Annotated in this window: 14 protein-coding genes and 1 pseudogene; 7 read left to right on the top strand and 8 right to left on the bottom strand. The window is 56.1% G+C overall.

Annotated elements, in window-relative coordinates; translation table 11 throughout:
• The first annotated feature begins 23 nt into the window (after window positions 1–23).
• From PYW49_RS04770 to PYW49_RS04780, 3 genes are all read left to right on the top strand, one after another.
• On the top strand, window positions 24–377 hold the full coding sequence (locus tag PYW49_RS04770) for a DsrE/DsrF/TusD sulfur relay family protein (RefSeq protein WP_320385818.1): 354 nt from the start codon (window positions 24–26) through the stop codon (window positions 375–377).
• Between the two features lie 106 nt (window positions 378–483).
• Complete coding sequence (locus tag PYW49_RS04775; protein WP_320385819.1) at window positions 484–2,268, top strand: methyl-accepting chemotaxis protein; 1,785 nt, start codon at window positions 484–486, stop codon at window positions 2,266–2,268.
• 211 nt (window positions 2,269–2,479) lie between these two features.
• Window positions 2,480–2,719, top strand: coding sequence for a DUF1883 domain-containing protein (locus PYW49_RS04780; RefSeq protein WP_010432930.1), 240 nt, complete (start codon window positions 2,480–2,482; stop codon window positions 2,717–2,719).
• Between the two features lie 30 nt (window positions 2,720–2,749).
• Here PYW49_RS04780 and PYW49_RS04785 read toward each other — a convergent pair whose 3' ends face one another.
• Together PYW49_RS04785 and chaB are read right to left on the bottom strand one after the other, a co-directional pair.
• Complete coding sequence (locus PYW49_RS04785; protein WP_023344362.1) at window positions 2,750–3,445, bottom strand: gamma-glutamylcyclotransferase; 696 nt, start codon at window positions 3,443–3,445, stop codon at window positions 2,750–2,752.
• Window positions 3,446–3,622: 177 nt separating this feature from the next.
• Window positions 3,623–3,853 (bottom strand): putative cation transport regulator ChaB, encoded by a 231-nt coding sequence (gene chaB / locus PYW49_RS04790; RefSeq protein ID WP_008499518.1) that lies wholly within the window; start codon window positions 3,851–3,853, stop codon window positions 3,623–3,625.
• 270 nt (window positions 3,854–4,123) lie between these two features.
• Here chaB and chaA point away from each other — a divergent pair, with 270 nt between their 5' ends.
• Window positions 4,124–5,224 (top strand): sodium-potassium/proton antiporter ChaA, encoded by a 1,101-nt coding sequence (chaA, locus tag PYW49_RS04795; protein WP_134350582.1) that lies wholly within the window; start codon window positions 4,124–4,126, stop codon window positions 5,222–5,224.
• 106 nt (window positions 5,225–5,330) lie between these two features.
• On the opposite strand, the gene kdsA is transcribed toward chaA, so the two are convergent.
• The 6 genes and pseudogenes from kdsA to hemA all read right to left on the bottom strand — a co-directional run bounded on the left by kdsA (window position 5,331) and on the right by hemA (window position 10,375).
• Window positions 5,331–6,185 (bottom strand): 3-deoxy-8-phosphooctulonate synthase, encoded by an 855-nt coding sequence (gene kdsA, locus PYW49_RS04800; protein ID WP_134350583.1) that lies wholly within the window; start codon window positions 6,183–6,185, stop codon window positions 5,331–5,333.
• 36 nt (window positions 6,186–6,221) lie between these two features.
• The gene (sirB1, locus tag PYW49_RS04805; protein WP_047348217.1) at window positions 6,222–7,031 is read right to left on the bottom strand and encodes an invasion regulator SirB1; all 810 of its coding nucleotides are present in this window, start codon (window positions 7,029–7,031) and stop codon (window positions 6,222–6,224) included.
• 41 nt (window positions 7,032–7,072) lie between these two features.
• Window positions 7,073–7,165, bottom strand: a pseudogene (locus PYW49_RS04810) (siroheme synthase); the annotation flags it as partial.
• Window positions 7,165–7,995 carry a peptide chain release factor N(5)-glutamine methyltransferase gene (gene prmC, locus PYW49_RS04815; protein ID WP_320385820.1) on the bottom strand — a complete coding sequence of 277 codons (831 nt, stop codon included), beginning with the start codon at window positions 7,993–7,995 and terminating at the stop codon, window positions 7,165–7,167. The gene prmC and the pseudogene PYW49_RS04810, both read right to left, overlap by 1 nt.
• Complete coding sequence (prfA, locus tag PYW49_RS04820; protein WP_021240360.1) at window positions 7,995–9,077, bottom strand: peptide chain release factor 1; 1,083 nt, start codon at window positions 9,075–9,077, stop codon at window positions 7,995–7,997. The genes prmC and prfA overlap by 1 nt, the downstream gene beginning before the upstream one ends.
• A gap of 41 nt (window positions 9,078–9,118) precedes the next feature.
• Window positions 9,119–10,375 carry a glutamyl-tRNA reductase gene (gene hemA, locus PYW49_RS04825; RefSeq protein WP_023335999.1) on the bottom strand — a complete coding sequence of 419 codons (1,257 nt, stop codon included), beginning with the start codon at window positions 10,373–10,375 and terminating at the stop codon, window positions 9,119–9,121.
• Window positions 10,376–10,576: 201 nt separating this feature from the next.
• On the opposite strand from hemA, the gene lolB reads away from it, so the two are divergent.
• The 3 genes from lolB (at window position 10,577) to prs (ending at window position 13,127) form a co-directional block, all read left to right on the top strand.
• Window positions 10,577–11,188, top strand: a complete 612-nt coding sequence (gene lolB / locus PYW49_RS04830) for a lipoprotein insertase outer membrane protein LolB (protein WP_264437751.1) — start codon at window positions 10,577–10,579, stop codon at window positions 11,186–11,188.
• Window positions 11,185–12,054 carry a 4-(cytidine 5'-diphospho)-2-C-methyl-D-erythritol kinase gene (gene ispE, locus PYW49_RS04835; protein WP_134350587.1) on the top strand — a complete coding sequence of 290 codons (870 nt, stop codon included), beginning with the start codon at window positions 11,185–11,187 and terminating at the stop codon, window positions 12,052–12,054. Before lolB ends, ispE begins: the two co-directional genes overlap by 4 nt.
• A 125-nt stretch (window positions 12,055–12,179) precedes the next feature.
• Complete coding sequence (gene prs, locus PYW49_RS04840) at window positions 12,180–13,127, top strand: ribose-phosphate diphosphokinase (RefSeq protein ID WP_003856663.1); 948 nt, start codon at window positions 12,180–12,182, stop codon at window positions 13,125–13,127.
• Window positions 13,128–13,198: the final 71 nt, after the last annotated feature.

The following is a 13,198-nucleotide window of genomic DNA, read 5'->3' on the forward strand; positions in this document are numbered from 1 at the left end:
CCTTTATAAAAACCGGAGTCAACATGCAAAAGATTGTGATCGTCGCCAGCGGTGCGGCCTACGGTAGCGAATCCCTTTTTAACAGCCTGCGCCTGGCCATTGCGCTGCGTGAAAAAGAGAGCGACCTGACGTTACGCCTCTTTTTAATGTCGGACGCGGTCACCGCCGGGCTGAAGGGGCAGAAACCCGCAGAGGGCTATAACATTCAGCAGATGCTGGAGATCCTGACCGCGCAAAACGTGCCGGTGAAGCTGTGCAAGACCTGCACCGACGGACGCGGCATTACTGGTCTGCCGCTGATTGAGGGTGTAGAAATTGGTACGCTGGTTGAGCTGGCCGAGTGGACGCTGTCCGCCGATAAAGTATTAACTTTTTAATAATAAACCCGTAAAAATATTATTTTCTTATGGACGCGGTTTCAGCATCAAGTTTACCTGCAGGGTTGCCGATAGGCATGGAAACAACACAGCAGGTATTTCACTTATGTTCAGATCCATTCGTGCACGCATCATCGTCGCGACGGCAGGCTGTCTGGTCGTCGCCCTTCTCCTGAATACCGTTATCAACTTCCAGGTCACACGCCAGGATAACCAGCAGTCCCAGCGCGATATCCTGACCAGCACCAGCGCCAGCCATAATATGGCGATTGCCGACTGGGTAAAAAGCAAGATGACGGTCATCGCCTCCGCGCAGACCGTTGCGCTGAGTGACGATCCGGTTCCGGTGTTTAAACAGCTTGCGCAGGCGGGTGGATTCACCAATGTCTATGTTGGCTACGCCAGCAAAACGGCGAAATTCTCTGAACCTGCGGGTGTCCCGGCGGATTATGACCCGACCATTCGCCCGTGGTATCAGCAGGTGGTCAGCACGGACGGCCCGGTTGTCACTGCGCCCTACGTTGACGCCGGAACCGGTAAGCTGGTGGTGACCTTCGCCGTGCCGGTGAAGGAAAATGGCACCCTGAAAGGGGTTGTGGCGGGCGATGTGGCCATGGACAGCGTGGTGGCAAACGTGCGCGGGATCCATCCCACCCCGGCCAGCAGCGGGTTGCTTCTGAACAGCGATGGCAGCGTTATTGCGGCTAACGATCCGGCCCTGACGCTTAAACCGTTTGCTGAAACCATCAAAGGTATCGATTTTGCTGCGCTGAAAAGCGGTAATCCGGTTGACGGAACGCTTAACGACGTAGAGAAAACCTTCGTGGCGACAGCCGTGCCGGGCACGAACTGGCTGCTGGTCGTCGCCCTCGACAGCGGTGACGCCTCCTCCGGTATGCGTTCCCTGCTTAAAGCGTCGGGGATTTCGTTGGTGATCCTGGCGCTGCTGAGCGCGGCCATCGTCCATTTCCTGATTGCCCGCCTGCTAAAGCGTCTGTCTGATATTCGCGACGCGATGCACAACATTGCCAACGGGACCAACGATCTGTCACAGCGTCTGCCGGACAACGGCGAGGACGAAGTCGCGCAGATTGCTCAGGCCTTTAACGCCTTCAGCGATAAACTCTCGGTGGTGATGGTACAGCTTCGCGATGCCAGTGAATCGGTGAAAAATGCCGCGCAGGAGATTGCCGCAGGTAACCAGGATCTCTCAGGGCGTACCGAGCAGGCGGCGTCCAGCCTGCGCGAAACGGCAAGCGCCGTGGAGCAGATCACCGCCTCCGTGACGCAGTCGAATGAATCGGCAGCCGAAGCGAACGACCAGGCGAGCAAGGCCTCCGCGGCCGCTGCACGCGGTGGCGAGGTGGTATCGCAGGCGATCAGCACCATGCAGTCCATTGAAGTCGCATCGGCAAAAATTGGCGATATCACCAGCGTGATTGACGGTATTGCTTTCCAGACCAACATTCTGGCGCTGAACGCCTCAGTAGAAGCGGCTCGTGCCGGTGAGCAGGGTCGCGGGTTTGCCGTGGTGGCAGGCGAAGTGCGTAACCTGGCGAGCCGTAGCGCCCAGGCGGCGAAAGAGATCAAATCGCTGATTGATTCCACCACCGACAGCGTGGCAACCGGCTCCCGCTACGTGCATCTGGCAGGGGAAAGCATGGATGAGATCCGCTCCAGCATCGGCAGCGTCTCCGGCATCATGCGCGAAATCTCCATCGCCACCAGCGAGCAGATGAAAGGCATTCACGAGATCAACCACGCGGTGACCCATCTCGACCGCATGGTGCAGCAGAACGCCGAGCTGGTGGTGGAATCCGCCGCCGCCGCGGGTGCCCTGCAGAGCCAGGCGGGCGACCTTGCTGAAACCGCCGGCCATTTCCGCATTTAATGTTCTACCGGCGCGCGTTTAGCGGGGAAAACGCGCGCCAGCGGAAATTTTGAGGAATTTTGTCATTTTTGTTTAATCGTTATGCCATTTTTTGATCAAAATCAGCATCCCATCCCTCCCCCTTTGGTGTTATGCCATGAGTGAATTGTGAACAACATCACGCTCGGATATGGCAGCAGGGAGAGCGTTGTTTAAGACTACGGGGTAAAAAATGGCACTGGTAAAAACAAGTTTGAAACTGTTTGGCGGGGATACGGTAGTGGTGCGTTGCTCAGAGCGCTGTCGTATTCATCTGATGAGTTCGAAAGCACAAAAACAGTCCCAGGCGGATATTCTGACCGTACAGGACGATAAAGCCTGGCTTACCGTGCCGTATACCGGCACGTGGGATGTGCTGATTGACAGCCACAGTCAGTCGCTGGAGCATTCAGTCAGCTACGTGGCAGCATAAAGTCAAACGCCCGGCTCGCCGGGCGTATTATCAGGCAAAACCCGGTCGCAGCGTACCGTTGAGCGGGTTCCCTTCCAGCAGCGCCTTCACTTTCACCACCAGCTCATTCAGACAATCGTCCTTCATGCCGAGGCGGGTCAGCTCCTGATCGAGGGAGAAGAGATACTGCGCGTTGGTGCCGAGCGGCCCGCTGGCGGCGGCAATTAACGGGGCAATCACCTGCGTGCGGGTGTCCGCTTCATACAGCGGATGGCGCGGGTCCATAATAAAGACCAGCGCATTGACGGTGCGGCCGTCGTCCAGTTCCAGCTTGCACCAGCTCGGCATATAGCAGCCGGTGATCATTTCACGCTTCCAAAGCAGCGTGAGCTCCTCTTCCAGCGTGGCGTCCGGGAGGCGATACGCCACGCCCGTGGTGCGTCCGCCCTCTTTCAGTGCAAGCATCCGTCCCGGCTGGCACGCGCTGCCGCGCCCGGCCGTCAGGCGCAGGCAAAATGCCCGATGCCAGCCAGGCAGCGTTCCCGTTGCTGATTCAACAAATTCCAGAGCCGGGTTCCACATCAGTGAACCGTAGCCAAAAATCCATACCGGGCCGTCATCCGGGCGGCAGGCAAGCGTGGCAGCGAGTGACGCCGCACGTTGTTCAGCCGACCAGAGAAGCGATTCCTCAATAGCACCAAATGCCGTCTTACAATCTGCCTTCATTAAGAAATCACGCGTTAACACTTTCCACCTCCGCCACTGCGTGCTTCCTTGCGACATCTGTAATTCGCCTTCCCGGCATTATGTGCTGGTCATTTTGCCAGCAGTTAAATAACGATAAGCAATTAGCGGACCAGTTGCAATACAACGAAAGTTCAACCGCCTGAAAAGTCAAAATGAAGGCAGCGAATAATTTCACGGCTATTTCTTTTTATGCCATTTATCATCGTCCCCTTTCTCATATTCATGTTTTACTGCGGCCCAGGCGACTTTGTGCGCCGTCTCTTCACGGCTGGCATCATCCCGGCGATCGTCCTTATCTTTGTACTGATCCCAGGCGCTGTTAAACGCCTCTTTGTAGATATCCTGCGCGTGAGCGGGCAGCACGTTTTGTACGTTATCAGGTAATTCGCGTTTCGTTTTATAGGGCATCACTAACCTCTCTTTTGGTTAAAGAGATAAGTGTGGACGACGATACGTCAGGGTGCCACCCGGCATTAATTTATGAATGTATATGAATTATAATTTACTGTTATTTAAGATATATTAAATGAAAATATCTCATTATAAGCCTCAAACAGAGAAATGATGACAAAGGGTAAAATTAAGTAAAATATAAAGGGTATTTAACAGAGATCTGTTAGTTTAACGACCTCTAAAATCTATCTATAATTACAAGCACCTGCATTGATGGAGAAGCACATGACAGCAACACACGAGGCGGTAAAGACCCGCCACAAGGAGTCGTCACTCATTTTCCCGGTTCTGGCACTGGCTGTGCTGCTCTTCTGGGGAAGCAGTCAGTCACTGCCAGTGGTGGTTGGTATCAATATTCTGGCTCTGGTCGGCATTTTAACCAGCGCATTTAGCGTCGTTCGCCATGCGGACGTGTTAGCCCACCGTCTGGGCGAGCCGTACGGATCGTTAATTCTCAGCCTTTCCGTTGTTATTCTCGAAGTCAGCCTGATTTCCGCGCTTATGGCGACCGGTGATGCCGCGCCGACGCTGATGCGCGACACGCTCTACTCGATCATTATGATTGTTACGGGCGGCCTGGTGGGCTTCTCTTTGTTACTGGGCGGACGCAAATTCGCGACCCAGTATATGAACCTGTTTGGCATTAAACAGTATCTGATTGCGCTCTTCCCGCTGGCGATTATCGTGCTGGTCTTCCCGATGGCCCTGCCGGGTGCGAACTTCTCCACCGGGCAGGCGCTGCTGGTCGCACTGATTTCCGCCGCCATGTACGGCGTGTTCCTGTTGATACAGACTAAAACGCACCAGAGCCTGTTTGTGTATGAGCATGAAGACGATGGCGACGACGATGACCCGCACCACGGTAAGCCGTCGGCCCACAGCAGCACGTGGCATACGGTTTGGCTGATCGTGCATCTGATTGCGGTGATTGCCGTCACCAAGATGAACGCTAACCCGCTGGAGACACTGTTAACCGAGCTGAACGCGCCTGTGGCGTTTACCGGCTTCCTGGTAGCGCTGCTGATTCTCTCGCCTGAAGGGCTCGGCGCGCTGAAAGCGGTGTTGAACAATCAGGTGCAGCGTGCAATGAACCTGTTTTTCGGCTCTGTACTGGCGACGATTTCACTCACCGTACCGGTGGTGACGCTGATTGCCTTTATGACGGGCAACGAACTGCAGTTTGCGCTGGGCGCGCCGGAAATGATCGTGATGGTGGCATCATTGCTGCTGTGCCAGATTTCGTTTTCCACGGGACGCACCAACGTGCTGAACGGCGCGGCGCATATGGCCTTGTTTATTGCGTATCTGATGACGATATTTGCGTAGCCTTTTTGCCGGGTGGCGCTGCGCTTACCCGGCCTACAAAACCCGTAGGCCCGCGCAAGCGTAGCGCCGCCGGGCAAATAAAAAACCCGCCGAAGCGGGTTTTTTATTATTTGCTGGTATCCAGCTCGTCAAAGTTCTTCACCAGATCGTCAATCGCTTTGATCTGTTTCAGGAACGGCTCCAGCTTGTCCAGCGGCAGCGCGGATGGACCGTCGCATTTCGCGTTGTCCGGATCCGGGTGCGCTTCAATGAACAGGCCCGCCAGGCCGGTCGCCATACCGGCGCGCGCCAGTTCAGTCACCTGTGCACGACGGCCGCCAGACGCAGCGCCGAACGGGTCACGGCACTGCAACGCGTGGGTCACGTCGAAAATAACCGGAGACTGGTTAGAGACGTTCTTCATCACGCTGAAGCCGAGCATATCCACAACCAGGTTGTCGTAACCGAAGTTAGCACCACGGTCGCACAGAATAATTTTGTCGTTGCCGCCTTCGATAAATTTATCGACGATGTTACCCATCTGGCCTGGGCTCACGAACTGCGGTTTTTTCACGTTGATCACCGCGCCCGTTTTCGCCATCGCTTCAACCAGGTCAGTCTGGCGAGCCAGGAACGCCGGGAGCTGAATCACGTCAACCACGTCAGCCACAGGCTGCGCCTGAGAGGCTTCATGCACGTCGGTGATCACTTTCACGCCAAACGTCTGTTTCAGCTCCTGGAAGATTTTCATCCCCTCTTCCAGGCCCGGGCCACGGTAAGAGTGAATGGAGGAGCGGTTGGCTTTGTCAAAAGAGGCTTTAAACACGTACGGAATGCCCAGCTTCTGGGTCACGGTCACGTAGTGTTCGCAGATACGCATGGCGAGATCGCGGGATTCCAGCACGTTCATACCGCCAAACAGCACGAACGGCAGGTCGTTTGCTACCTTGATATCACCAATGCTAACCACTTTTTGTTTCATAGGATCGCCTTATTCAGGTGTGAATCGGAATTAAGATTAATGCAGTGTAATTTGTTTGTGCGAGATCGCGTTGATCTGCGCGCGGATCATTTCGCTGATCGGATCTTCCGGACACTGCTCGACGAAATAGTTCAGGTCGTTCAGCGCCACGTGCTCGCAGTCAAGCTGGGCATAAATCAGCCCACGGTCGCGAATTTCGTACGGATCTTCCGGATTAAACTGCAGCAGCACTTCGCTGGCGCGCAGGGCCAGCTCCATCTGACGCTCTTCCATCAGGGCGGATTTCAGCGTATCCAGCAGCTTGCGGATGACTTCTGCGTTGTCGGCTTCGTCGAGATCTTCATTAAAGAGCTCGGCCACCGGGCTGATATTGCCTTTCAACCAGACATCCAGCGTATGCTCATCCAGCGTGTCGCCGTTAAACGGATTAATGAGCCACATCTCACCGTCCAGCCACTCTGCACGCAGGATCATCTGCGTCGGGAAAATGACCGGCACCAGTGGAATATCCAGACGGTGCGCGACCCACAGCAAAATAGAGCCCAGCGCAACCGCGCTACCCTGACGATTTTTTAAGACCTGGTCCAGCCATAATGCGTCAGACAGGCGGTACACGCCACGCGTGTCGCAGAAACCCCATTCGCCGTAGAAAAGCTCAAGCAGCTTCTCCAGCTGCCAGTCCTGTGGACGCGCCTGATTGATCTCTTCGCGCGCCAGGCTAACCAGGCTTTCCAGCTCATCGTAGACATACTGCGACGTAAAATCGTCGCGGATCATCTCCGAAATCAGGATCATGCCATCGCAAAGCGGCACTTTATTAAATTCGAAATCGGCTAAGGACCTCATGACTTACCCCAGTAACGCCTGAGCGTACAATGACGCTCAGGCGCGATAAAACTCAAAACGATGTAGATGATAACGCCAAACTGCGTTTCAGTCAGCCCTACGCCTTTATCAGTAAATGGCAGATATCCGGATCTCAAGACCACTGCCCCAGCGTCAGGCGTTCGTTGCCGCCGTAGTCGCGGCAGGTTTCGACAGCGGCATAACCTGCTTGCGTAAACAGTGCCCGCACGGCTTCTCCTTGCGTCCAGCCATGCTCCACGAGCAGCCAGCCGCCGGAAAGTAAATGTTCCCGTGACGTTGTCACAATGTGATCAAGATCGGCTAATCCCGCGTTGGCGGCCACGAGCGCCGTGAGCGGTTCGAAGCGAACATCACCCTGCGCAAGGTGCGGGTCGTGTTCGTCGATGTAAGGAGGATTGCTGACAATCATCGCAAATGAACGATTCTCCAGCGCGGCAAACCAGCTGCTTTGCAGCACCGTCACGTTGCTGAGCCCGAGACGTTCCACGTTACGCTGCGCCAGCGCCACCGCATCGGGCATCACATCCACCGCCGTCACCGCGCAGTCGGGCCGCTCGGTGGCGAGCGCCAGCGCGATAGCACCTGTTCCCGTCCCGAGATCGAGAATGCTGGAGGCCACCGCTGGTAAACGCGCCAGCGCCTGCTCAACCAGACACTCGGTGTCGGGACGCGGGATCAGCGTCGCTGCAGAGACGAACAAGGGTAACGACCAGAACTCGCGCTCGCCGACCAGATGCGCCACCGGCTCACCGGTTTTACGGCGGGCGAGCAGCGCTGCGAGTTGCACTTCCTGCTCAGCGGTCAGTTCGGTTTCGCCGAAGGCCAGCAGATACGTGCGGGCTTTGCCCGTCACGTGCTCCAGCAAAATTTCGGCGTCGCGCTTAGGGCTTTCACTTTCTGAAAGCTCATCGGTGGCCTGGCGTAACCAGCGCTGGAAATCCATTATTCCTGCTCGGACAGTGCCGCCAGCTGGTCGGCCTGGTATTCCTGCACGATAGGCTCAATCAGCATATCCAGCTTCCCTTCCATCACCTCGTCCAGACGATACAGCGTCAGGTTGATGCGGTGGTCGGTCACGCGGCCCTGCGGGAAGTTGTAGGTGCGGTTACGGTCGCTGCGATCGCCGCTCCCCAGCAGGTTACGACGCGTAGATGCTTCCGCCTGCTGGCGTTTCGCCATTTCTGCCGCATGAATACGTGCACCCAGCACGGAAAGCGCTTTGGCTTTGTTTTTGTGCTGCGAACGCTCGTCCTGACATTCGACGACGATGCCGGTTGGCAGGTGGGTAATACGGATGGCGGAGTCGGTGGTGTTAACGTGCTGACCACCCGCGCCAGAGGAGCGGAAAGTATCAATACGCAGGTCCGCCGGGTTGATGTCCGGCAGTTCCGCTTCCGGCAGCTCCGGCATCACCGCCACCGTACAGGCTGACGTATGAATGCGTCCCTGAGATTCGGTGGCCGGCACGCGCTGCACGCGATGGCCGCCGGATTCAAACTTAAGGCGACCGTACACACCGTCGCCGCTGATCTTAGCGATAACCTCTTTGTAGCCGCCATGTTCGCCTTCGTTGGCGCTCATGATCTCCACGCGCCAGCGACGCGATTCGGCGTAGCGGCTGTACATGCGGAACAGATCCCCGGCAAACAGGGCCGCTTCGTCACCGCCGGTACCGGCGCGGACTTCCACAAACGCGTTACGCTCATCGTCCGGATCTTTCGGCAGCAGAAGTACCTGAAGCTGCTGCTCCATCTCTTCAGAACGCGCTTTCGCATCCTGTAACTCTTCCTGCGCCATCTCGCGCATTTCAGGATCGTCGAGCATCATCTGCGCGGTTTCGATATCTTCCTGAACCTGTCGCCAGTCGGTAAAGCATTTAGAAACATCACTTAACTGCGCGTATTCACGTGAGAGTGCGCGAAAACGTTCCTGGTCCGCAATGGTCCCGGCATCCCCGAGCAGCGCCTGTACTTCTTCATGGCGCTCGTGCAGAGCTTCCAGTTTAGCGACGATAGAAGGCTTCATAGGCGTAAGTGCACCTTGTCTTAGAAAATGGGTATAGGGCGCTATTCCAGCCCGAGGCTGTTGCGCAGAATAGTCAGGCGTTCATCATCCCCGTCACGGGCAGCCTGCTGAAGAGATTTGGTTGGTGCATGGATCAGTCGGTTGGTCAGTTTCCACGCCAGATCCTGCATAATCGCATTTGCGTCGCCACCCTGTTCAAGGGCCGCTAACGCTTTGGCAGTCAGGTCATCACGCACCTGCTCCGCCTGTCCGCGGTACTCGCGGATGGTCTCGCTGACGCTTTGCGCGCGCAGCCAGGCCATAAACTCACTGGTTTCCTGCTCGACAATAGTTTCCGCCTGAACCGCCGCCGCTTTACGCTGAGCGAGGTTGTGCGAAATGATGCTTTGCAGGTCATCCACGCTGTAAAGGTAGGCGTTAGGCAGCTTGCCTACTTCTGGCTCCACATCGCGCGGAACGGCGATATCCACCAGCAGCATCGGCTGATTACGGCGGGACTTCAGCGCGCGCTCCACCATCCCTTTACCGATGATCGGCAGCGGGCTGGCGGTCGAGCTAATAATAATGTCCGCCTCTTTCAGACGTTCATCGATGTCGCTCAGGGCAACCACCTCTGCACCCACTTCATCCGCCAGCACCTGCGCGCGTTCGCGGGTGCGGTTAGCGATAATCATCTTTTTCACTTTATGCTCGCGCAGATGGCGCGCCACAAGTTCGATGGTTTCGCCCGCACCCACCAGCATCACGGTGACGGTTGAGAGGGATTCAAAGATTTGGCGTGCAAGGGTGCAGGCCGCGAAAGCAACAGAAACCGCACTGGCACCAATGTCGGTTTCGGTTCGCACACGCTTCGCCACGGAGAAAGACTTCTGGAACATGCGCTCCAGCTCGCTGGCCTTCAGGTGCCCTTTTTGCGAATCCGCAAACGCTTTTTTCACCTGACCCAGAATTTGTGGCTCGCCCAGTACCAGCGAATCCAGCCCGCTGGCGACGCGCATCAGATGGCTGACGGCATCGTTGTCCTGATGCCAGTACAGGCTGTTGCGCAGCTCGTCTTCATTGAGATTGTGGTAGTCGCATAACCAGCGGATCAGCGCTTCATGCAGGTTATCCTGCTCTTCCACGCTTAAATACAGCTCGGTACGGTTGCACGTCGAGAGCACCACGCCACCCTGCACCATCGGCTGTGCAAGCAGGCTGTCCAGCGCCAGGTCAAGCGTATCCGGCGAAAACGTAACGCGTTCTCGCAGCGAAACCGGAGCCGTTTTGTGGTTGATGCCGAGTGCTAATAGGGTCATGTTGAGCGGGAGTAGTACCAGCGTTAATAAGGTTAGCAGAACGCATCATACAGGATGCGCGAGATCAATAAAAGGGACTGCCCCCTTTCGGAGTAATAGCTTACGCCACGCTTTGAGATAATTTGAACGTAGACGGTAGCCCCCTTCGACGCTAGCATTAACAGTTATAACTGCAACGTATCTCAAGGATTTGTCCTCATTATGACCCGACTGATTCGCCTGCTGCCGCTGGCGGCACTGGTTCTGACCGCATGTACCGTCACCCAACCAAAAGGCCCGGGCAAAAGCCCTGATTCACCGCAGTGGCGTCAGCACCAGCAGGACGTCCGTAATTTGAGCCAGTACCAGACCCGCGGTGCCTTCGCCTATCTCTCTGACGAACAAAAGGTTTATGCGCGCTTCTTTTGGCAGCAGACGGGCCAGGACAACTATCGCCTGCTGCTGCTGAACCCACTGGGCAGCACCGAACTGGAGCTTATCGCGAAACCGGGCGAAGCGCAGATCACCGATAACAAAGGCCAGCACTACACCGCAACCGACGCCGAAGAGATGATTGGCAAGCTGACCGGGATGCCTATCCCGCTCAACAGCCTGCGCCAGTGGATCCTTGGCCTGCCGGGTGAAGCAACTGACTACACGCTTGACGAGCAATACCGTTTGAGCCAGATGAGCTACACCCAGAACGGCAAAACCTGGAAAGTGGTGTACAACGACTATGACAGTAAGAGTAAACCGTCGCTGCCATCAAATATGGAACTGACCCAGGGCAGCCAACGCATCAAGCTGAAAATGGACAACTGGATCGTTAAATGATGACCCACTGGCCCTCTCCGGCAAAACTGAACCTGTTTTTATATATTACTGGCCAGCGTGCTGACGGGTACCACACCCTTCAGACGCTATTTCAGTTTATTGACTATGGCGACACGATCTCCATCGAACTGCGCCAGGATGGGCAGATTTGCCTCCTGACGCCGGTCGAAGGCGTAGCGCATGAAGACAACCTGATCGTGCGCGCTGCGCGTCTGCTGATGAAAGCCGCGGCCGACGCCGGACGATTGCCGGCAGGAAGCGGTGCGGACATCCGCATTGAGAAACGTCTGCCGATGGGCGGTGGGCTGGGCGGTGGCTCATCTAACGCCGCCACGGTTCTGGTTGCCCTGAACCACCTCTGGGGTTGCGGGCTGTCGCAGGACGAGCTGGCAGCCTTAGGCTTGACGCTGGGCGCGGATGTCCCGGTATTTGTTCGCGGTCATGCGGCCTTTGCCGAGGGCGTGGGTGAGATCCTCTCCCCGGTTGAACCACCGGAAAAATGGTATCTGGTGGCCCACCCTGGCGTGAGCATTCCGACCCCGGTCATCTTTAAAGATCCAGACCTCAAAAGAAATACCCCGGTTCGGTCAATAGAAACGTTATTAAATTGTGAATTCAGCAACGATTGCGAGGATATCGCAAGAAAACGTTTTCGCGAGGTTGATGCGGTGCTTTCCTGGCTGTTAGAATACGCGCCGTCGCGCCTGACTGGTACAGGGGCCTGTGTCTTTGCTGAATTTGACACCGAATCCGCCGCTCGTCAGGTGCTTGAGCAAGCGCCGGTTTGGCTGCATGGTTTTGTAGCGCGTGGGATGAACACCTCCCCCCTGCAGCACGCCATTCTGGCGCAGACTGAGTTTCGGTGACAACGTCACCCTGTTCCAGACGTTGCATCGCGCTCTTTAATACACCGCCTGGATAGCATTTGCCTGGCCCGCACAGTTTGCGGCGAACGCTATCCACCACTGGACGCATGCCTGAGGTTCTTCTCGTGCCTGATATGAAGCTTTTTGCTGGTAACGCCACCCCGGAACTAGCACAACGTATTGCCAACCGCCTGTACACTTCCCTCGGCGACGCCGCCGTAGGTCGCTTTAGCGACGGCGAAGTCAGCGTACAAATCAACGAAAATGTACGCGGTGGTGATATTTTCATCATCCAGTCCACCTGTGCTCCAACAAACGACAACCTGATGGAACTGGTTGTTATGGTCGACGCCCTGCGTCGTGCTTCAGCAGGCCGTATCACTGCTGTTATTCCTTACTTCGGCTATGCCCGTCAGGACCGTCGCGTTCGTTCCGCGCGTGTGCCAATCACCGCTAAAGTTGTCGCTGACTTCCTGTCCAGCGTCGGCGTTGACCGCGTTCTGACCGTTGACCTGCATGCAGAGCAGATCCAGGGCTTCTTCGACGTTCCGGTTGATAACGTATTCGGCAGCCCAATCCTGCTGGAAGACATGCTGCAGCTGAACCTGGACAACCCAATCGTGGTTTCTCCGGACATCGGTGGCGTGGTACGTGCTCGTGCTATTGCTAAGCTGCTGAACGATACCGACATGGCGATCATCGACAAACGTCGTCCGCGCGCTAACGTTTCTCAGGTGATGCACATCATCGGTGACGTTGCTGGCCGTGACTGCGTGCTGGTTGACGACATGATCGATACCGGTGGTACGCTGTGTAAAGCCGCTGAAGCGCTGAAAGAGCGTGGTGCCAAGCGCGTGTTCGCTTACGCGACCCACCCGATCTTCTCCGGCAATGCGGTAAACAACCTGCGCAACTCCGTTATTGACGAAGTTGTGGTGTGCGATACCATCCCACTGAGCGACGAGATCAAGGCACTGCCAAACGTTCGTACTCTGACTCTGTCCGGGATGCTGGCCGAAGCGATTCGTCGTATCAGCAACGAAGAATCCATCTCTGCAATGTTCGAACACTAATCGAATACGGCCAAAAAACCCGCTGCGGCGGGTTTTTTTGTCTCTGGGTTTTATTTGTATGATTAATGCCT

This window comes from Enterobacter chinensis (assembly GCF_034008295.1).
Taxonomy (GTDB): Bacteria; Pseudomonadota; Gammaproteobacteria; order Enterobacterales; family Enterobacteriaceae; genus Enterobacter; species Enterobacter chinensis.

What these genes read in the sequence shown, in the direction of transcription:
- PYW49_RS04770 (WP_320385818.1), top strand. Translation starts at nt 24, where the DNA reads ATGCAAAAGATTGTGATCGTCGCCAGCGGTGCGGCCTACGGTAGCGAA.
- PYW49_RS04775 (WP_320385819.1), top strand. Translation starts at nt 484, where the DNA reads ATGTTCAGATCCATTCGTGCACGCATCATCGTCGCGACGGCAGGCTGT.
- PYW49_RS04780 (WP_010432930.1), top strand. Translation starts at nt 2,480, where the DNA reads ATGGCACTGGTAAAAACAAGTTTGAAACTGTTTGGCGGGGATACGGTA.
- chaB (WP_008499518.1), bottom strand. Translation starts at nt 3,853, where the DNA reads ATGCCCTATAAAACGAAACGCGAATTACCTGATAACGTACAAAACGTG.
- chaA (WP_134350582.1), top strand. Translation starts at nt 4,124, where the DNA reads ATGACAGCAACACACGAGGCGGTAAAGACCCGCCACAAGGAGTCGTCA.
- kdsA (WP_134350583.1), bottom strand. Translation starts at nt 6,185, where the DNA reads ATGAAACAAAAAGTGGTTAGCATTGGTGATATCAAGGTAGCAAACGAC.
- sirB1 (WP_047348217.1), bottom strand. Translation starts at nt 7,031, where the DNA reads ATGAGGTCCTTAGCCGATTTCGAATTTAATAAAGTGCCGCTTTGCGAT.
- prmC (WP_320385820.1), bottom strand. Translation starts at nt 7,995, where the DNA reads ATGGATTTCCAGCGCTGGTTACGCCAGGCCACCGATGAGCTTTCAGAA.
- prfA (WP_021240360.1), bottom strand. Translation starts at nt 9,077, where the DNA reads ATGAAGCCTTCTATCGTCGCTAAACTGGAAGCTCTGCACGAGCGCCAT.
- hemA (WP_023335999.1), bottom strand. Translation starts at nt 10,375, where the DNA reads ATGACCCTATTAGCACTCGGCATCAACCACAAAACGGCTCCGGTTTCG.
- lolB (WP_264437751.1), top strand. Translation starts at nt 10,577, where the DNA reads ATGACCCGACTGATTCGCCTGCTGCCGCTGGCGGCACTGGTTCTGACC.
- ispE (WP_134350587.1), top strand. Translation starts at nt 11,185, where the DNA reads ATGATGACCCACTGGCCCTCTCCGGCAAAACTGAACCTGTTTTTATAT.